General features: G+C 39.7%; 25 protein-coding genes. 24 read left to right on the forward strand and 1 reads right to left on the reverse strand.

All coding sequences use genetic code 11. The features are described 5' to 3' along the window. Positions 1 to 57 precede the first annotated feature (57 nt). A complete protein-coding gene (locus DSM08_RS03340) occupies positions 58 to 558 on the reverse strand; it encodes an IPExxxVDY family protein (protein WP_149524817.1) in 501 nt (166 codons plus the stop codon). 271 nt (positions 559 to 829) lie between these two features. On the opposite strand from DSM08_RS03340, the gene DSM08_RS03345 reads away from it, so the two are divergent. The 24 genes from DSM08_RS03345 (at position 830) to rpsH (ending at position 18,101) form a co-directional block, all read left to right on the forward strand. Next, positions 830 to 1,066, forward strand: a complete 237-nt coding sequence (locus DSM08_RS03345; protein ID WP_079643602.1) for an acyl carrier protein — start codon at positions 830 to 832, stop codon at positions 1,064 to 1,066. Positions 1,067 to 1,092: 26 nt separating this feature from the next. Further along, positions 1,093 to 2,346, forward strand: a complete 1,254-nt coding sequence (fabF, locus tag DSM08_RS03350) for a beta-ketoacyl-ACP synthase II (RefSeq protein ID WP_149524818.1) — start codon at positions 1,093 to 1,095, stop codon at positions 2,344 to 2,346. A gap of 80 nt (positions 2,347 to 2,426) precedes the next feature. Continuing rightward, positions 2,427 to 3,158, forward strand: a complete 732-nt coding sequence (gene rnc, locus DSM08_RS03355; protein WP_149524819.1) for a ribonuclease III — start codon at positions 2,427 to 2,429, stop codon at positions 3,156 to 3,158. A gap of 207 nt (positions 3,159 to 3,365) precedes the next feature. Then, complete coding sequence (hisS, locus tag DSM08_RS03360; RefSeq protein ID WP_149524820.1) at positions 3,366 to 4,745, forward strand: histidine--tRNA ligase; 1,380 nt, start codon at positions 3,366 to 3,368, stop codon at positions 4,743 to 4,745. A 160-nt stretch (positions 4,746 to 4,905) separates the two neighbouring features. Beyond that, complete coding sequence (pdhA, locus tag DSM08_RS03365; RefSeq protein ID WP_149524821.1) at positions 4,906 to 5,901, forward strand: pyruvate dehydrogenase (acetyl-transferring) E1 component subunit alpha; 996 nt, start codon at positions 4,906 to 4,908, stop codon at positions 5,899 to 5,901. A 38-nt stretch (positions 5,902 to 5,939) separates the two neighbouring features. After that, positions 5,940 to 7,598, forward strand: coding sequence for a pyruvate dehydrogenase complex dihydrolipoamide acetyltransferase (locus tag DSM08_RS03370; RefSeq protein ID WP_149524822.1), 1,659 nt, complete (start codon positions 5,940 to 5,942; stop codon positions 7,596 to 7,598). Between the two features lie 321 nt (positions 7,599 to 7,919). Beyond that, positions 7,920 to 9,107 carry a serine hydrolase domain-containing protein gene (locus DSM08_RS03375; RefSeq protein WP_149524823.1) on the forward strand — a complete coding sequence of 396 codons (1,188 nt, stop codon included), beginning with the start codon at positions 7,920 to 7,922 and terminating at the stop codon, positions 9,105 to 9,107. A 15-nt stretch (positions 9,108 to 9,122) separates the two neighbouring features. After that, positions 9,123 to 9,482, forward strand: coding sequence for a CoA-binding protein (locus DSM08_RS03380; protein ID WP_149524824.1), 360 nt, complete (start codon positions 9,123 to 9,125; stop codon positions 9,480 to 9,482). Between the two features lie 187 nt (positions 9,483 to 9,669). Further along, the gene (locus DSM08_RS03385) at positions 9,670 to 10,911 is read left to right on the forward strand and encodes a glycoside hydrolase family 88 protein (protein WP_149524825.1); all 1,242 of its coding nucleotides are present in this window, start codon (positions 9,670 to 9,672) and stop codon (positions 10,909 to 10,911) included. 165 nt (positions 10,912 to 11,076) lie between these two features. Continuing rightward, a complete protein-coding gene (rplC, locus tag DSM08_RS03390) occupies positions 11,077 to 11,694 on the forward strand; it encodes a 50S ribosomal protein L3 (protein WP_149524826.1) in 618 nt (205 codons plus the stop codon). A 7-nt stretch (positions 11,695 to 11,701) separates the two neighbouring features. Further along, positions 11,702 to 12,331, forward strand: a complete 630-nt coding sequence (rplD, locus tag DSM08_RS03395) for a 50S ribosomal protein L4 (protein WP_149524827.1) — start codon at positions 11,702 to 11,704, stop codon at positions 12,329 to 12,331. Between the two features lies 1 nt (position 12,332). After that, a complete protein-coding gene (gene rplW / locus DSM08_RS03400; RefSeq protein ID WP_149524828.1) occupies positions 12,333 to 12,623 on the forward strand; it encodes a 50S ribosomal protein L23 in 291 nt (96 codons plus the stop codon). 6 nt (positions 12,624 to 12,629) lie between these two features. Then, a complete protein-coding gene (rplB, locus tag DSM08_RS03405; RefSeq protein ID WP_149524829.1) occupies positions 12,630 to 13,457 on the forward strand; it encodes a 50S ribosomal protein L2 in 828 nt (275 codons plus the stop codon). Then, positions 13,457 to 13,723, forward strand: a complete 267-nt coding sequence (rpsS, locus tag DSM08_RS03410; RefSeq protein WP_002997495.1) for a 30S ribosomal protein S19 — start codon at positions 13,457 to 13,459, stop codon at positions 13,721 to 13,723. Before rplB ends, rpsS begins: the two co-directional genes overlap by 1 nt. A 6-nt stretch (positions 13,724 to 13,729) precedes the next feature. Then, positions 13,730 to 14,161: a 50S ribosomal protein L22 gene (gene rplV / locus DSM08_RS03415; protein WP_149524830.1), complete on the forward strand. Its 432-nt coding sequence runs from the start codon at positions 13,730 to 13,732 to the stop codon at positions 14,159 to 14,161. Between the two features lie 11 nt (positions 14,162 to 14,172). Continuing rightward, positions 14,173 to 14,958 (forward strand): 30S ribosomal protein S3, encoded by a 786-nt coding sequence (rpsC, locus tag DSM08_RS03420; protein WP_149524831.1) that lies wholly within the window; start codon positions 14,173 to 14,175, stop codon positions 14,956 to 14,958. A gap of 52 nt (positions 14,959 to 15,010) precedes the next feature. After that, positions 15,011 to 15,433 carry a 50S ribosomal protein L16 gene (rplP, locus tag DSM08_RS03425; RefSeq protein WP_149524832.1) on the forward strand — a complete coding sequence of 141 codons (423 nt, stop codon included), beginning with the start codon at positions 15,011 to 15,013 and terminating at the stop codon, positions 15,431 to 15,433. Positions 15,434 to 15,526: 93 nt separating this feature from the next. After that, positions 15,527 to 15,745: a 50S ribosomal protein L29 gene (gene rpmC / locus DSM08_RS03430; protein WP_149524833.1), complete on the forward strand. Its 219-nt coding sequence runs from the start codon at positions 15,527 to 15,529 to the stop codon at positions 15,743 to 15,745. 13 nt (positions 15,746 to 15,758) lie between these two features. Beyond that, the gene (gene rpsQ, locus DSM08_RS03435) at positions 15,759 to 16,013 is read left to right on the forward strand and encodes a 30S ribosomal protein S17 (RefSeq protein WP_149524834.1); all 255 of its coding nucleotides are present in this window, start codon (positions 15,759 to 15,761) and stop codon (positions 16,011 to 16,013) included. After that, positions 16,013 to 16,381 (forward strand): 50S ribosomal protein L14, encoded by a 369-nt coding sequence (rplN, locus tag DSM08_RS03440; protein WP_037498951.1) that lies wholly within the window; start codon positions 16,013 to 16,015, stop codon positions 16,379 to 16,381. Before rpsQ ends, rplN begins: the two co-directional genes overlap by 1 nt. A 2-nt stretch (positions 16,382 to 16,383) precedes the next feature. Continuing rightward, a complete protein-coding gene (rplX, locus tag DSM08_RS03445) occupies positions 16,384 to 16,728 on the forward strand; it encodes a 50S ribosomal protein L24 (protein WP_149524835.1) in 345 nt (114 codons plus the stop codon). Further along, complete coding sequence (gene rplE / locus DSM08_RS03450) at positions 16,728 to 17,297, forward strand: 50S ribosomal protein L5 (protein ID WP_149524836.1); 570 nt, start codon at positions 16,728 to 16,730, stop codon at positions 17,295 to 17,297. Before rplX ends, rplE begins: the two co-directional genes overlap by 1 nt. Then, positions 17,290 to 17,559, forward strand: coding sequence for a 30S ribosomal protein S14 (gene rpsN / locus DSM08_RS03455; protein ID WP_093100399.1), 270 nt, complete (start codon positions 17,290 to 17,292; stop codon positions 17,557 to 17,559). The genes rplE and rpsN overlap by 8 nt, the downstream gene beginning before the upstream one ends. A 143-nt stretch (positions 17,560 to 17,702) precedes the next feature. Beyond that, positions 17,703 to 18,101: a 30S ribosomal protein S8 gene (gene rpsH / locus DSM08_RS03460; protein ID WP_149524837.1), complete on the forward strand. Its 399-nt coding sequence runs from the start codon at positions 17,703 to 17,705 to the stop codon at positions 18,099 to 18,101. Positions 18,102 to 18,111: the final 10 nt, after the last annotated feature.

Below are 18,111 nucleotides of genomic sequence, written 5' to 3' on the forward strand. Positions count from 1 at the left end.
CCGGAGGGTTTCGATTTAGGTTTTGGTGTATATTTTACACTATCTAAAAATAATTCGCTAAAATATCAGATTTTCTTTAGATTTCAATGCCGTTGGGTCTATTTCTTTTACAAGTAGTACTTCCGGTATCGCTTTAATGTTCTCTATTAGCGCTTCTAGATCTTCTTCATCAATATAATGTTTTATCAGCAGAAAGTAGTCAAAGCTCACAATCTCTGGGATCAAAGTACCTCCTTCAATAGACTTATTGCTAAGTAGATAGAATTCGAAGTCGTAAGTTTGATTATTGTAACGGTAGGTGATGAAATGATGTTGTACGCTGGGTTTGTTTTTCTTCGTCTCGTAGATGATGTGGTAGTCGAGTTCGTTTTGCGGTTTTTCTTTTTCCTTGCCGTTATGGTCTATGTAATCTTCTTTACCATGTACGAGTTTGAGCCCGGTGTGTTTGTTGATAAAGTGACAAAGCCGATAGTCTCTTAAGACGGAGCTTATGCCAATCAGGATAAAATCCAGTTCGAGGTCAAAGTCGGTTTCAAGTTTAAAAGTTATCTTGCTCAATCTATGATTTCTTTCAGTTCAGATAGCAAAAATACGGTTTTCAATAGATTAAAGAGGGTGCTTTACGTAAAAATATCATTAAATAAGGATTAAGTTTGTAAAAGCGTATTTCTTTTGTTATTATTGAATAGAGTTAGTTTTTAGCAGGTTGGAAAACCTTTCTTGGGGTAACTTTGTTCTTTATTTGTTTTCAAAAGTCAAAAAGATTTGATTTTTGGGGAAATTTATTTTTTCTTTGCACAGATTTATTAAACAATTAAACTAGAAAATCATGTCAGATATCGCATCAAGAGTAAAAGCTATTATCGTTGAAAAGTTAGGTGTAGATGAAAACGAAGTAACACCAGAGGCTTCTTTCACGAATGATTTAGGTGCAGACTCACTTGATACAGTTGAGTTGATCATGGAATTCGAAAAAGAATTCAACGTTGCTATTCCAGACGATCAGGCTGAGAACATTAGCACAGTAGGTCAAGCAATCGCTTATTTAGAAAAAAACGTTAACTAACTAATTTTATTAGGCCAAACATATTAATGGAGCTTAAAAGAGTAGTTGTAACAGGATTGGGTGCACTTACACCCCTAGGTAACACCGTCGCAGAATACTGGGATGGGTTAATTAATGGTGTAAGTGGTGCCGCTCCTATTACGCATTTTGATGCGTCAAAATTCAAAACCCAATTTGCTTGTGAAGTGAAGGGGTTTGATCCACATAACTATATGGACCGTAAAGAGGCTCGTAAAATCGACCCTTTCGTTCAATATGCAATTGCATCGACCGACGAAGCTGTCAAAGATGCGGGATTAGAGTTTGATAAACTAGATACCAATCGTATTGGTGTAATTTGGGGGTCAGGTATTGGGGGCTTGACTACATTTTTGGATGAGGTTGCTGGATTTGCAAAGGGCGATGGTACACCACGCTTTAATCCTTTCTTTATACCGAAGATGTTAATTGATTTAGCTCCGGGACATATCTCTATGCGACATGGCTTGAGAGGTCCTAACTTTTCAGCAGTTTCAGCTTGTGCTTCTGCAACAAACGCGATGATTGATGCATTCAACTATATCCGTATGGGTTTAGCTGATGTGATCATTAGCGGAGGTTCTGAGGCGACAATTAATGAAGCTGGTATTGGCGGGTTCAATGCAATGCATGCACTTTCCACTCGTAATGATGATCCGAAAACGGCATCACGTCCTTTTGATAAGGATCGCGACGGTTTCGTTTCTGGCGAGGGTTCAGGTGCTATTATATTAGAAAGTTTAGAGCATGCTTTAGCACGTGGTGCTAAGATTTATGCTGAGATTGCCGGTGGTGGTATGAGTGCAGATGCATATCACATTACTGCTTCGCATCCAGAAGGATTAGGTGCTCGCTTAGCGATGAGCAAAGCTTTGGCTGATGCGAATTTAGACGCAACAGCTATTGATTATATTAACGTGCATGGTACATCGACTCCAGTAGGCGATGTTAGTGAGACCAAAGCTATTATTGAGCAATTTGGGGATCATGCATATAAATTGAATATTAGTTCTACAAAATCAATGACGGGTCACCTATTAGGTGCTGCGGGAGCAGTGGAGTCGATTGCATCGATTCTTGCTGTACAAAATGATATTGTACCTCCTACAATCAATCATTTTACGGACGATCCTGAAATTGACAATAGATTGAACTTTACTTTCAACAAAGCACAGAAACGTGTTGTTAATGCTGCATTAAGCAATACATTCGGATTCGGTGGACACAATGCTTCTTTGATTGTTAAAAAATACAAAGCATAGTTTTGGTTGAAAGAAAAAGATAAGGAATTGAATAGGTAGTTTTCTCCAAAAACTACCTATTTCTTCTTAAAGATGTTGGTATGCCGATTAGTGTTTATAAACTGTATTTATCTCCCCAAAAAGCTTACTTCAAGAAGTTAAAGAATATCTTAGGCTTTGTGCCGGGGAATGTCAGGTTATACCAAATGGCGTTTCGACATAAATCGGTTGCTAAGCCGATTAAAGAGGGGGTTAAAAATAGCAATGAGCGTTTAGAGTTTTTGGGTGATGCTGTTCTGGGTTCAGTAGTAGCAGAACTATTGTTTAAACTTTACCCTTATAAAGATGAAGGTTTCTTAACAGAAATGCGTTCGAAGATTGTTTCACGTGCAAACTTGAATCAGCTGTCGCGCAAACTTGGTTTCAACGAACTCATTGAATTTGATGCCCGCATGATCAGTTATCCTAATAAGCAGGGTTCTTTATTGGGCGATGCATTCGAAGCATTGATCGGAGCCGTGTATCTGGATAAAGGGTATAAATTCACTCGTGAATTTTTATTGTCACGCATCATCAAACCACACGTCGATATACACACCCTAGAAATTACTGAAACCAACTTCAAAAGCCGTTTGATCGAATGGTGTCAACACAATGGAAAAGAGGTTGCCTTCATTCAGATCGATAACCCCGAAGGAGAGTCTGCCAAGATGTTCTCTGTTAAGGTGGTGGTAGACGGAGAAGACTGCGGTATAGGTCGCGACTTCAATAAGAAAAGCGCCGAGAAAATGGCCGCAGAAAAAGCCTGCGAGTATTTGAAGATATTTGAATAGGGTAGTATTTAGTAGCTAGTATTTAGTAGTTAGACCCAAGTCGGAAGATATTTCTAATTTTTTTAAAGGAATTTGGTAGTCCCATCCCTCTGTTCATGCTTCATGTTCATATGCATCTCTTTGCAAAAAAATAAGGCTTAATTATCCACCCTAGGTCTTAATACTAAATACTAACTACTAAATACTATTTTTGCTACCTTTGCCCTCATGGCATCAATTAAACCATCATTAGCTAAAGGAACACGTGATTTTACTCCGGTAGAAATGGAGAAACGTAATCACATTTACAATACATTAAAGACGATTTTCAAGAAGTATGGGTACAGTGAGATTCAGACTCCCTCGTTTGAGAATTTGAGTACATTGACCGGGAAGTATGGAGACGAAGGTGATAAGTTGATTTTTAAGATCTTAAATTCTGGGGATTACTTATCGAAGGCCCCGGAGAACTTATTGGCCGAGAAGAACTCGACTGCTTTGATTTCTTCGATCTCGGAAAAGGCTTTGCGCTATGACTTGACTGTTCCTTTTGCTCGCTATGTGGTGATGCATCAAAATGAAATTTCTTTACCTTTCAAGCGTTTCCAAATACAGCCGGTGTGGCGTGCGGATCGTCCTCAAAGGGGGAGATACCGTGAGTTTTACCAATGTGATGTCGACGTGGTTGGCTCTGATTCTTTGCTGAATGAGGCAGAGTTTGTATTGATCTATCATGAGGCTTTGACGAAATTGGGTTTGAAGGATTTCAATATCAAGTTGAACAACCGTAAGATCCTTTCTGGTATTGCTGAAGTCGTAGGAAAACCTGAATTGATCGTCGATATGACGGTAGCTATCGATAAACTCGATAAGATTGGTTTGGAAGGGGTAAACAAAGAACTCTTGGAGCGTGGTTTTACGGAGGCTGACTTAGCGGTCCTAAAGCCTATCATTGAGCTCAACGGCTCAAATCAAGAGAAATTGGATTCGCTGAAGTCTGTGTTAGCTAATTCCTCTGTTGGTTTAAAGGGGGTAGAGGAGATTGAAACAGTATTTGAATATCTTCGAAAACTCGGTCAGTCTGCAATTTTAGAAAGGGAAGTGGAAGTGGATATAACGCTGGCTCGTGGTCTTAACTATTACACAGGATGTATTTTCGAGGTGAAGACGAACGAGGTGCAGATGGGGAGCATTGGTGGAGGTGGTCGTTATGATGACTTGACCGGTATGTTCGGGTTAAAAGATCTGACTGGCGTAGGAGTTTCCTTTGGGGCGGATCGCATCTATGATGTTTTGGAAGAATTGCAGTTGTTTCCACCGAGCAATGGCGAGCGGACGAAAGTGTTGATCATCAATTTTGCCCAAGCACTAGAGGCATCTACTTTACCTATATTGTTTAAATTGCGTGAAGCTGGTATTGCGGCAGAACTTTATCCGTCGGCCGTGAAACTCAAGAAGCAAATGAGCTATGCAGATTCGAAGCAGATACCTTATGTTTTGTTGGTTGGCGATGAAGAAGTCGCTTCCGGACAATTGAGTTTAAAGAATATGGAAACCGGCGAGCAGCAGAAAGTAACGTTGGAAGATCTATCAAAAATATTAGCATAACTTAGAACGGCCTGAAATGGGCCGTTTGTTATTTATATCGGCCTTGAATTTTGTTAGTGTTATGACAAAATGCGTTAAATGTCACCTAAAATTTATCCGAAATCTCGTTAATATTGATTAGATTTGTAGTCAGTTAAGTAAAGAAATTCAATTCGTACAAATGAGTTCAACACCTATAACAAAAGAAACCTATTTAGAGTGGTATAAATCAATGCTGCTCATGCGCAAGTTTGAAGAGAAGTCTGGCCAATTATACGGACAGCAAAAAATACGCGGATTCTGTCACTTATATATTGGACAAGAAGCAGTAGTAGCTGGGACAATGTCAGTTATTAAGCCGGAAGATTCATTGATTACAGCATACCGCGACCACGCTCATGCATTAGCAAAAGGCGTTTCTGCAGATGCTTGTATGGCGGAATTGTTCGGTAAAGCTACTGGTTGTTCAAAAGGTAAAGGTGGTTCGATGCACTTTTTCTCTAAGGAGCATAAATTTATGGGTGGACACGGTATCGTAGGTGGCCAGATTCCTTTAGGTGCTGGTATTGCATTTGCTGAAAAATACTTAGGCACAAACAACGTGAACATCTGTTATATGGGTGATGGCGCTGTACGCCAAGGAGCTTTCAATGAAACATTAAATATGGCGATGTTATGGAAGTTACCTGTAATTTTCGTTTGTGAGAACAACGGTTATGCAATGGGTACTTCAGTACAACGTACAACAAACATGACGGATATCTACAAAATGGGTCTTGGTTTTGATATGCCATGTGCTCCAGTTGATGGTATGGACGTTGTTGCTGTTCACAACGCAATGGATGAGGCTGTTCAACGTGCTCGTGCGGGTGAAGGTCCTACATTCTTAGAAATTCGTACTTACCGTTATAAAGGTCACTCAATGTCTGACCCTGCGAAATACCGTACGAAAGAAGAGTTGGAAGAGTATAAAGGGAGAGATCCATTGTTGGCTACAAAACATGCCATCGTTGAGAACAAGTATGCTGACGAGGCTTGGTTTGCAGAAGTAGATGCTGAGATTAAGAAAATTGTTGATGATTCAGTGAAGTTTGCCGAGGAGTCTCCATATCCTACAGCGGATGAGATCTACAAAGATGTATATGTACAAGAGGATTATCCTTTTGTAATGGATTAATTAGAATTACTTTAACTAAAATAGAAGATACCTAAACAATGGCTGAAGTAGTAAGAATGCCGAAGATGAGCGACACAATGACTGAAGGTGTGATCGCGAAATGGCACAAAAAAGTTGGTGATAAAGTAAACTCTGGTGACTTGGTTGCCGAGATTGAAACAGATAAAGCGACAATGGACTTCGAATCTTATCAAGAAGGAACATTGTTATATATTGGTCCTAAAGAAGGTGAAGCTGTAGCGATTGATGCAGTTATCGCTGTTTTAGGTGAAGAAGGTGAAGATTATAAAGCTTTACTAGAAGGCGACGCGGCACCTGCAGCGAAAGCTGAGGAGACTTCGAAAGAAGAGGCTCCAAAAGAAGAGAAAAAAGAAGAAAAAGCTGAGGAATCGTCTCCTGCTGGCGAACAAGTTTCTGCTGAAGATTTAGGTGTTACTGTAATTACAATGCCTTTACTAAGCGATACGATGACTGAAGGTGTTATCGCACAGTGGAACTTTAAAGTTGGTGATTCTATTAAGTCTGACGATGCGATTGCAGACGTTGAGACAGATAAAGCGACAATGGAAGTAACAGCATACGCTGAAGGTACTTTATTGTATGTTGGTGTTGAGGCTGGTCAAGCGGCGAAAGTAAATGATATCATTGCGATCGTTGGTCCTGCTGGAACTGATGTAACTCCATTGTTGAATCAAAAGCCGGCTGCAAAAGCGGAAGATAAATCCGAAGAGAAGAAAGCTGATGCTCCAGCGGAAACAAGTCCTGCTCCGGAAGCTGCTAGCAGCACTTCATCAGATTCACGTGTGAAAGCTTCTCCATTAGCGAAGAAAATTGCTAAGGAAAAAGGAATTGACCTTTCACAAGTAAAAGGTTCGGCTGAAGGTGGACGTATTGTTAAGAAAGACGTGGAGAACTTTACCCCTTCTGCGGCACCAGCTGCGGCTGCGGCATCTGCTCCTGCGAAAGCTGCAGAGACTGAAGCGAAGACTGTAAGTTTACCTCAATATATTGGAGAAGAGCGTTTCACTGAAAAACCGGTAAACCAAATGCGTAAAACAATTGCTCGTCGTTTGTCAGAGTCATTGTTTACTGCACCTCACTTCTATTTGAACGTTAGTATCGATATGGATAATGCGATCGCTGCGCGTGCTCAAATCAATGAAGTTGCTCCAGTAAAAGTATCGTTCAATGATATCGTTATCAAAGCGGTAGCAATCGCATTGAAACAACACCCTGCTGTGAACTCTTCTTGGTTAGGTGATAAAATCAGATACAATGAGCATACAAACATTGGTGTTGCTATCGCTGTTGAAGACGGCTTGTTAGTACCTGTTGTTCGTTTCGCTGATGGTAAATCGTTATCACATATATCTGCGGAAGTGAAAGACTTCGCTCAAAAAGCAAAAGCTAAGAAATTGCAACCTTCTGATTGGGAAGGATCAACTTTCACCGTTTCTAACTTAGGTATGTTCGGTATTGATGAGTTTACATCGATTATCAATTCACCTGATGGCGCTATTCTTTCCGTAGGTGCTATCCAACAAATTCCAGTTGTTAAGAATGGAGCTGTTGTACCAGGAAACGTAATGAAGTTGTCTTTAGGTTGTGACCACCGCGTAGTGGATGGTGCAACAGGAGCACAATTCTTACAAACTCTAAAAGGATTATTAGAAGCGCCAATTCGTTTATTGGCCTAAACAATAAGAAACAAAGAAAGCCCTCGCGAGAGGGCTTTCTTTGTTTCAGTATATAGTATTTAGTAGTTAGTATATAGACCTATAATTTGTTATTTGCGTATTAGTGGTTGAAAGCAAAAAGAAGGGGCGGATAAATAGGCAAGGAGTGAGGTAGGGAATGTCTTTATAGTTGAGAGGGAAGATGACATGGTGGTCAGCATTGGGTCTTAATACTAAATACTAAGTACTAACTACTAACAATCAGTTGTTTTTTTGTCGAGAAAAAACTATTTTGTGTTGCATTGACAATTTAATCGATCGAATAGACTTAGAACGGATAGCGTGAATTTTAGAAAGTTTAGTTTAGCCCTTGGGATTGCGGTTTTTGCTTTAGCATCCTGCGGAGGGTCTCCAGAAGCAAAGCAGGTTGAAGAGCGGGAAAAGCAGGAGAAAAAAGATAGCATAAGTTTAATATACAATCCTGCGGAAGCGGATCAGCAGATAGATTCATTTATGCAGAATTTGCACAAGCGTGCTGGGTTTAACGGCAATGTTTTGGTGGCAAAGAAAGGGAAGATTCTTTATCAGAATTCGTTTGGTTGGGCAAATCACTTATTGAAGGATAGTCTAAATATCAATTCGCAGTTTGAGTTAGCATCGGTTTCCAAACCTATGACCGCGCTAGGGGTGCTGATCTTGACCGAGCAAGGTAAGTTGAAACTTACGGATTCAGTCGAACAATATTATCCAGATTTTCCATATAAGGGTATTACAATACAGCAATTGTTGTCTCATCGTTCAGGACTTCCAAACTATGTTTATTTTGCGGAGACGGTTTGGCCTGATCGTAAGAAGGGCATGACGAACCAAGATGCGATGAGGTTATTGATTCAGCATCATCCAGGCCGCTATGGTGCGCCCGATGGCAGATTCCATTATAACAATTCTAACTATATGGTCCTAGGATCAATCATCGAGAAGGTGAGTGGGAAGGATTTTGCCGTTTTTATGAAGGAAAATGTTTTCGATCCTGCGGGGATGAAAAATACAAATGTTTATTCTAAAGCGGTTTACGAGAAAATTCCAACACATGTCGTAGGGCATGATAAGGTTTGGAGACGCTCTGTTGTACAGAATTATCTGGATGGGCCTGTGGGCGACAAAGGGATTTATAGTACAGTACGCGACCTGTATAAGCTTGATCTTGCCTTGCGAGATGGTCGTGTATTAGGAAAGGCTTTGCAGGATTCTTCTTTTGTTCCTCGTAGCGACGCCAAGCGGAGTCTGTTCAGTTATGGCTATGGCTGGCGTACATTCAATCCTCCTGGCAATCCAATTGTTTACCATACAGGATGGTGGCATGGATTCAAAAGCTTGTTCGTGCGTGATTTGAAGAACGACGTGACGATTGTACTTCTAACAAACATGGCAAACGGCAGCTTGAATAATTTAGATAATTTGTATAAGATATTAGAAATTCCTATTTTGAGACAAAATGCGTACAACGCAAATGGAGAATTTGTTCAATAATTAATTCAGTAACATATGAAAAAAACCTTGATTTTGGGAGCGAGTACTAATCCAGCTAGATACTCCTATTTAGTAGCAAATAAGTTGGTAAGGAAAGGATTTCCTATTGTGAATGTTGGTAGAAAGGTTGGAACGGTTGCTGGAGCAGAGATTGAGCCTGCCGAGACTATTCATCAGGATATTGATACGATTACTTTGTATGTTGGTCCACAAAACCAAGCACCTTATTACGATTATATTTTAAAAACTAATCCGAAGCGTATCATCTTTAATCCGGGTGCGGAGAATGCTGAACTTGCAGATAAAGCAAGGGCGCAGGGTATAGAAGTCGTAGAGGCATGTACTTTGGTTATGTTGAATACCGGACAATTTTAATTCCATATAAATATTAAAAACAAGAAGAGGCTATCATAAAGAGATAGCCTCTTCTTGTTTGGGGGTAACTCGCGAAATCGATTTCGGTTTTTTAATGATTCTTATTGAAAAACTATCCTTACTTTCAAATTTCCTATAAAAGGGAAAACCAAAAGAAACCTTATTAAATAGTGCTAATTATACATCTATGAACACAAAAACTTTATTATTCTCTTCGCTATTGTTTATGCTGAGTGCTGGCTCTGTGATAGGGCAAGCGAAAAAAGATCTTGTGTTAGACAAGAGCTTCATTGACGGGCAACTTGCAGCTTCAGCGAAGCAAATCAAAGTACTGGCCGCAGCAACACCGGAAGATCAGTTTCCGAAGACTTTCGAAAAAGGAGCCCATGTATTTTCCGGGTCGAAATGGTGGTGTTCGGGATTTTATCCTGGAACATTGTTATTGCTCTCGGAAGGAACCGGTGATAAGGAATTGCTGAATCTTGCATTAGCAAAGCTCAAGCATTTGGAGAAGGAACAATACAATAAAGGAACCCACGATCTTGGATTTATGTTGTTCTGTAGTTTCGGTAATGCTTTACGTCTAACTGGAGATAGTACGCAGTTTAAACCAATATTAGCAACGGGCGCAGAATCTTTGACATCTAGATACAGTCCGAAAACACAAGCGATTCGTTCATGGGATCATGGTAAATGGAAGTTTCCTGTGATCATTGATAATATGATGAATTTGGAGTTCTTAATGCAGGTGTCTAAGATGACCGGGAATCAGAAATATGCGGATATCTCTAAAACCCATGCCAACACAACGATCAAAAATCACTTCCGTAAAGACAATAGTTCTTATCACGTTATTGATTATGATCCAGAAACAGGTGCTGTCATTGCCAAGAAAACACATCAGGGTTTTTCTGATGAGTCAGCGTGGGCAAGAGGACAGGCTTGGGCATTGTATGGTTATACGATGATGTATAGAGAAACAAAGGATAAAGCATATTTAAATCAAGCGCGCAAGATTGCCAAATATATCTTGAATCATAAGAATATGCCTGCGGACTTAATTCCAGTTTGGGATTATGATTATGATAAAGTTCCTGCTGATAGTAAGATCTATAGTCAAAGGGATTTGCGCGACGTTTCTGCTGGTGCGTTATTTGCTTCAGCATTGATGGAGCTATCTTCTTATACAAAAGGGAAAGAATCAACAAATTACTTTAAAAAGGCTGAAACCATGCTGAAGAACCTATCATCAGATACCTATTTTGCTAAGAATGGGGAAAATGGTGGCTTTATCTTGAAACACAGTGTAGGAGCATTGCCATTGAATTCTGAAATTGATGTTCCTTTAACCTATGCTGACTATTATTACGTAGAGGCATTAGTAAGATACAAACGCTTACTTGCGGGCGAACCTTTAATCAAAGAATAAAATTTCTAGGTAAAGGGCAGACTGGTCATTCGGAATAAAAAAAATAATTCACTTATTATTTGATAGTTATAAAATAGTTTGTAATTTTGCAATCCCTTTAGGGGGGATTGTGTCTTGAGCGAAGCCCTACTGCTTCGATGGACGATTAATTAATTAATTTATAACATGTCAGGAATTATTGGTAAAAAAGTAGGAATGACCAGCCTGTTCAACACTGAAGGGAAAAACATCCCTTGTACAGTAATCGAGGCTGGGCCGTGCGTGGTTACGCAGATACGTACGGTAGAGAAAGATGGCTATTCAGCAGTTCAACTTGGTTTTGATGAAGCTAAGGAAAAGAACACATCGGCTCCTCTAAAAGGACACTTTGCAAAGGCAGGGGTTAGTCCTAAGCGTAAACTAGTTGAGTTCAAAACTTTCGAAGATGAGAAGCAACTAGGTGACATCGTGGATGTTACTTTATTTGAAGAAGGCGAGTACGTTGATGTAGTTGGTACTTCAAAAGGTAAAGGTTTCCAAGGTGTAATGAAGCGTCACGGATTTGGTGGTGTAGGTGGTGCGACTCACGGTCAGCACAACAGACTACGTGCGCCAGGTTCATTGGGAGCTTCATCATGGCCTTCACGTGTATTCAAAGGAATGCGCATGGCAGGTCGTACGGGTGGTGAGCGTGTAAAAGTTCAAAACTTACAAGTATTGAAAGTTTACCCTGAGCAAAACCTAATCGTTGTTAGTGGTTCCATTCCAGGAGCTAAAGGTTCATTTGTAATCGTAGACAAATAGTAGAGAGATGGAAGTTAAAGTATTAAATTTATCAGGTAAAGAAACAGGTGCCAAGGTGCAACTTCCTGAGTCAGTATTCGGTGTAGAGCCAAACGACCATGCGATCTATTTAGATGTGAAACAATACTTAGCGAACCAACGCCAAGGAACACACAAATCTAAACAACGTAATGAAATCGCGGGTTCAACTCGTAAATTACACAAACAAAAAGGTACAGGTGGTGCTCGTGCGGGCTCTATCAAATCTCCATTGTTTAATGGTGGTGGTCGTGTATTCGGTCCTCAACCAAGAGACTACAGCTTTAAATTGAACAAAAAATTAAAGCAATTAGCTCGTAAATCGGCGTTAAGCTACAAAGCACAAGAGAACAATGTTGTTGTATTGGACGAAGTGAACTTCGATTCAATCAAAACAAAGAACTATGTGTCTTTAATCAACGCTTTAAATGTTGCTGATGAAAAAACTTTATTAGTATTATCAGCATACAATAACAATGTTTATTTATCAAGCAGAAACTTGAAGAAAGCAAAAGTTATTGTAGCATCAGAGTTGAATACATATGATGTATTAAATGCTACAAAATTATTGTTGACTGCAGATTCTGTAAAAACTTTGGAGGAAGCATTAGCTAAGTAATATGGAAATTATTAAAAAACCTATCTTAACTGAGAAAGCTTCATTATTGACGGAAAAATTAAACCGTTACGCTTTCAAAGTAGATCACAGAGCAAACAAAATCCAGATCAAACAAGCTGTTGAGCAAATGTTTGGCGTATCAGTAGTTGCAGTTAACACTGCAGTTGTTGCGGGTAAAGCAAAAAGCCGTTACACAAAAGCTGGTTTCGTTTCTGGAAGAAGCCCTAAGTATAAAAAGGCCATCATCACAATTAAGGATGGTGAAACTATTGACTTTTACAGTACACTATAATAAGAAATGGCAGTTAAAAGATTCAAACCGGTAACCCCTGGTACACGCTTTAGAGTTGGTGCTGATTATTCAGACGTTACAACAAACGTTCCTGAGAAATCATTAGTAGTAGCTAAAGTAAAGAAATCAGGTGGTCGTAATAACTCCGGTAAAATGACTATGCGTTACATCGGTGGGGGACACAAAAAAGTATACCGATTAATAGATTTCAAACGCGATAAAAAAGATATCCCTGCAACAGTAGCTACAATCGAGTACGATCCGAATCGTACTGCACGTATTGCATTATTGCACTACGCTGATGGTGAGAAACGTTACATCATTGCTCCAGCTGGTTTAACAGTTGGTCAAACTGTAATTGCAGGTGAATCAGTAGCCCCAGAAGTTGGTAATACAATGCCACTTGCAAACATTCCATTAGGTTCTATCATCCACAACATCGAGTTGAATCCTGGTCAAGGTGGTTCAATCGCTCGTTCGGCAGGAACTTACGCGCAATTATCTGCACGTGATGGAAAGTATGCAATTATCAAATTGCCATCAGGAGAGACTCGTATGATCTTATTAACCTGTGTTGCAACGATTGGTTCAGTATCAAATGCTGAGAAATCTAACCAAGTGTTAGGTAAAGCTGGTCGTAAGCGTTGGTTAGGTCGTCGTCCTCGCGTACGTGGTGTTGCTATGAACCCTGTTGATCACCCTATGGGAGGTGGTGAAGGTCGTTCATCAGGAGGTCACCCTCGTTCACGCACAGGAGTTTTAGCTAAAGGCTACAAAACTCGCTACAAGAAGAAAACATCGAATCGTTACATCATTGAGAGAAGGAAAAAATAATGGCTCGTTCAATTAAAAAAGGTCCTTATATCGATCACAACTTAGAAAGAAAAGTTCTTTCTATGAATGAAACAAACAAAAAGTCAGTAATTAAGACTTGGTCTCGTAGATCAATGATTTCACCTGATTTTGTTGGCCATACCTTCGCAGTGCACAACGGGAATAAATTCATTCCAGTTTATGTAACAGAGAATATGGTTGGTCACAAGCTTGGTGAATTTGCGCCTACGCGTACTTTCAGAGGCCACGCAGAAAAGAAAAAATAATAGGTAATGGAAGCAACAAAGAAACTTAAAAAATCTGTTTTAATTAAACAGCGCAAAGAGCAGTTAAAAGCTCAGGTAGGAGGAGCTTCTACTGCCAAATTATTGAACTGCCCTACGTCTCCGCGCAAAATGCGTTTAGTAGTGGATCTTATCCGTGGTCAAAAAGTTGAGAATGCATTATACATTCTAAAACATACAGGTAAAGAGGCTGCTATCCGTGTTGAGAAATTATTATTATCAGCAATCAAAAACTGGGAAGCTAAAAATGAAGGCGCTTCAGTTGAGGATGGTGGTTTATTTGTAAAAGAAGTGTCTGTTGGTGGTGGTCGTCAATTAAAGAGATTACGTCCAGCTCCACAAGGTCGTGGTTACAGAATTCGCAAGCGTTCAAATCATGTTACTTTGGTGGTAGACAGTGTAAACAACGTTAATAACTAATATTACTAAGAATGGGACAAAAAGCAAATCCAATAGGTAGCAGATTAGGGATCATCAAAGGATGGGATTCTAATTGGTTCGGAGGCAACAACTATTCTGATAAGTTAGTTGAGGACGAAAAAATCAGAAAGTATCTTTCTGTACGTATCGCTAAAGGCGGTGTAGCAAAAGTTGTTATTGAAAGAACTTTAAAACGTATTACTGTTACAATCCACACGGCACGTCCAGGAATCGTTATCGGTAAAGGCGGACAAGAGGTTGATAAGATCAAAGAAGAGTTAAAGAAATTGACTAAGAAAGATGTTCAGATCAACATTTTTGAAATCAAACGTCCTGAGCTAGATGCGAAGTTAGTAGCTGAAGGTATTGCAAAACAATTAGAGGCTCGTATCTCTTTCCGTCGTGCAATGAAAACAGCTATCGCTTCAACGATGCGTATGGGTGCTGAAGGTATCAAAGTAATGTGTTCAGGTCGTTTAGGTGGTGCTGAGATGGCACGTACTGAACAATACAAAGAAGGAAGAACTCCTTTACACACATTACGTGCAGATATCGATTATGCTTTAGCAGAAGCATTAACTACTTACGGTAAGATCGGTGTGAAAGTTTGGATCTGTAAAGGTGAAGTTTACGGTAAACGTGACTTATCTCCAAACATCGGTCAAGCATCAGGTGTGAAGTCACGTGGTGGCAACGAAGGTGGTTCAGACCGTCGTGACAACCGTGGCGGAGGCCGTCGTGATAACAACCGTGGTGGTGGTCGTCGTGATAACAACCGTGGTGGAAAAAGAGATTAATTAATTAAGATTTAAAACTATCTGTTAGAACAGATTTTAACAAAATACGAACATGTTACAGCCAAAAAGAACGAAGTTCAGAAAGATGCAGAAAGGCCGCATGAAGGGTAATGCTAGCCGTGGTGCGGAGTTATCTTTCGGTTCTTTCGGTATCAAATCACTGGAGTCAGCATGGATCACAAGCCGTCAAATTGAGGCAGCACGTATCGCCGTAACACGTTATATGAAACGTGAAGGTCAAGTGTGGATCCGTATCTTCCCTGACAAACCTGTTACTAAGAAACCTGCAGAGGTACGTATGGGTAAGGGTAAGGGTGCTCCAGAATACTGGGTAGCAGTAGTACGCCCAGGCCGTATGTTATTTGAAGCAGAAGGTGTGCCTTTAGAGATTGCTAAAGAAGCATTACGTTTAGCTGCTCAAAAATTACCGGTTCAAACTAAGTTTGTGATACGTAGAGATTACGTTGAAGCATAATAATCGTCGGTAATGTCTAAAATTTAGCCTTACGGCCGTTACCCGTAAGGCAATATTAAAAGTTTAGATAACCCGACCCAACACTGGAAAAAAATGAAAAATTCAGAAATCGTAGAATTATCAACAGAGGATTTAACAGCTCGTCTTGCAGAAGAGAAAGCTGCCTTTAACAAATTGAAATTTGCACACGCTGTTTCTGCTATTGAGAACCCAAATGTTATCAAAGCAGCTCGCAGAACTATCGCTCGTATCTCTACAGAGGTTTCAAAGCGTAAGAATGCAGCAAAATCTGAAACAGCCTCTGAGGCATAAAAATTAAGTCGAAATGGAAAGAAATTTAAGAAAAACAAGAATCGGCTTAGTAGTTAGCAATAAAATGGACAAATCGATTACAGTAGCGGTTGAGCGTAAAGTGAAACACCCTATCTACGGTAAGTTCGTTAAAAAAACTACTAAATTCAAAGCTCATGACGAAGAGAATACCTGCGGTATCGGCGATACGGTATTAATCATGGAAACTCGTCCGCTGAGTAAGACAAAAAACTGGAGATTAGTTGAAATTTTAGAAAGGGCTAAATAATGGTACAACAGGAATCAAGATTAAATGTAGCTGACAATAGCGGAGCTAAAGAGGTTTTAGTAATCCGTGTATTGGGCGGTACGCGCAAGCGTTATGCATCTATCGGTGATAAGATCGTTGTTACCGTAAAGAGCGCTATACCTTCAGGAAACGTGAAGAAAGGTTCAGTTTCTAAAGCAGTTGTAGTTCGTACGAAAAAAGAGATTCGTCGTAAAGATGGTTCTTACATTCGTTTCGATGATAACGCTGCAGTATTGTTAAACAATAACGATGAGCCTCGCGGTACTCGTATTTTTGGCCCAGTTGCCAGAGAGTTACGTGAGAAGCAGTTCATGAAAATCGTATCACTAGCACCGGAGGTTTTATAATTATGGCACAGAAGAAAAAAACTACTACTCACAAAATCAAAATTAAAAAAGGAGATTTAGTGAAAGTTATCGCTGGTAACTCTAAAGGTGTTCAAGGAAAAGTTTTACAAATTTTAGTGGATGCAGATAGAGCTATCGTAGAAGGCGCTAATATCGTTAAGAAACACACTAAACCTAGTGCAGCAAACCCTAACGGTGGTATCATCGAGAAGGAAGCTGCGATTAACATCTCTAACATTGCTTTAATCGATCCTAAAACAGGTAATACTACTCGTATTGGACGTAAAGTAAATGCAGATGGTAAAATAGTACGTTACGCAAAAAAATCAGGGGAGGAGATTAAATAATGACTTATTCACCGAGATTAAAAGGGAAATACGCGGATGAGATCCGTGCAGCTCTAAAAGAGAAATTCCAATACAAGAGCGTTATGCAAGTTCCTAGATTGGAGAAGATCGTTGTATCTCAAGGTATTGGTGCTGCTACTGCTGACAAGAAATTAATCGACAATGCAATTGGCGAGTTAACTTTGATCACAGGACAACAAGCAGTTCCGACAAAGTCTAAAAAAGATATTTCGAACTTTAAATTGCGTAAAGGCATGCCTATTGGTGCTCGTGTAACATTACGCGACAACAATATGTACGAATTCTTAGATCGTTTAATTGCTGTTTCATTACCTCGTATCCGTGACTTCCGCGGTATCAACGATAAAGGATTCGATGGACACGGTAACTACAACTTAGGTATTACTGAGCAGATCATCTTCCCTGAGATCAACATTGACAAAATCAATAAGATCCAAGGTATGGATATCACTTTCGTAACTTCTGCTAAGAATGACATCGAAGCATTAGAGTTATTGAAACAATTCGGTTTACCATTCAAAAATCAAAATTCGAACAACAATGGCTAAAGAAGGATTAAAAGCACGCGAAGTAAAGCGTCAGAAATTAGTTGCGAAGTTTGCTGAGAAACGTGCTGCATTAAAAGCAGCTGGTGACTATGCAGCTTTAGACAAATTACCTAAGAATGCTTCACCTGTACGTTTGCACAATCGTTGTAAATTAACAGGTCGTCCTAAGGGATATATGCGTCAATTTGGTATCTCTCGTGTAACATTCCGTGAGATGGCATTAGACGGAAAAATCCCAGGGGTGAAAAAAGCTTCTTGGTAAACCAAAAAAAATATTTACTTTTGCCCGGATAAATCGCGTAATGCGGTTTATCGGGTTTTTTTTGCATTGCAAATATTGTTAACAGATAATAGGTCTGTCCTTTAGGTAAAGGATGGAAACCATTATCATAATTTTTATAAATAATGAATACAGATCCAATAGCGGATTACCTTACACGAGTAAGGAATGCCATTAAGGCCAACCACAGGGTTGTTGAAATTCCTGCATCGAACCTAAAAAAAGAAATCACTAAAGTTCTTTTTGACAAGGGTTACATTGCTAATTACAAATTTATTGAAGAAGGTCCTCAAGGCACAATCAAAATTGCTTTGAAATACCATCCAATTAGCAAAGTACCGGCTATTCGCACTTTGACACGTGTGAGTAAACCTGGTTTAAGAAAGTATGCAAATGTTGACAACCTTCCTCGTGTTCTGAACGGTCTAGGTATTGCTATCCTATCTACATCTAAAGGTGTAATGTCGGATAAAGAAGCTGGCGTTCAAAATGTTGGTGGTGAAGTTTTATGTTACGTTTATTAATCTAGGAAAA

It is taken from the genome of Sphingobacterium hotanense, assembly GCF_008274825.1.
Lineage (GTDB): Bacteria > Bacteroidota > Bacteroidia > Sphingobacteriales > Sphingobacteriaceae > Sphingobacterium > Sphingobacterium hotanense.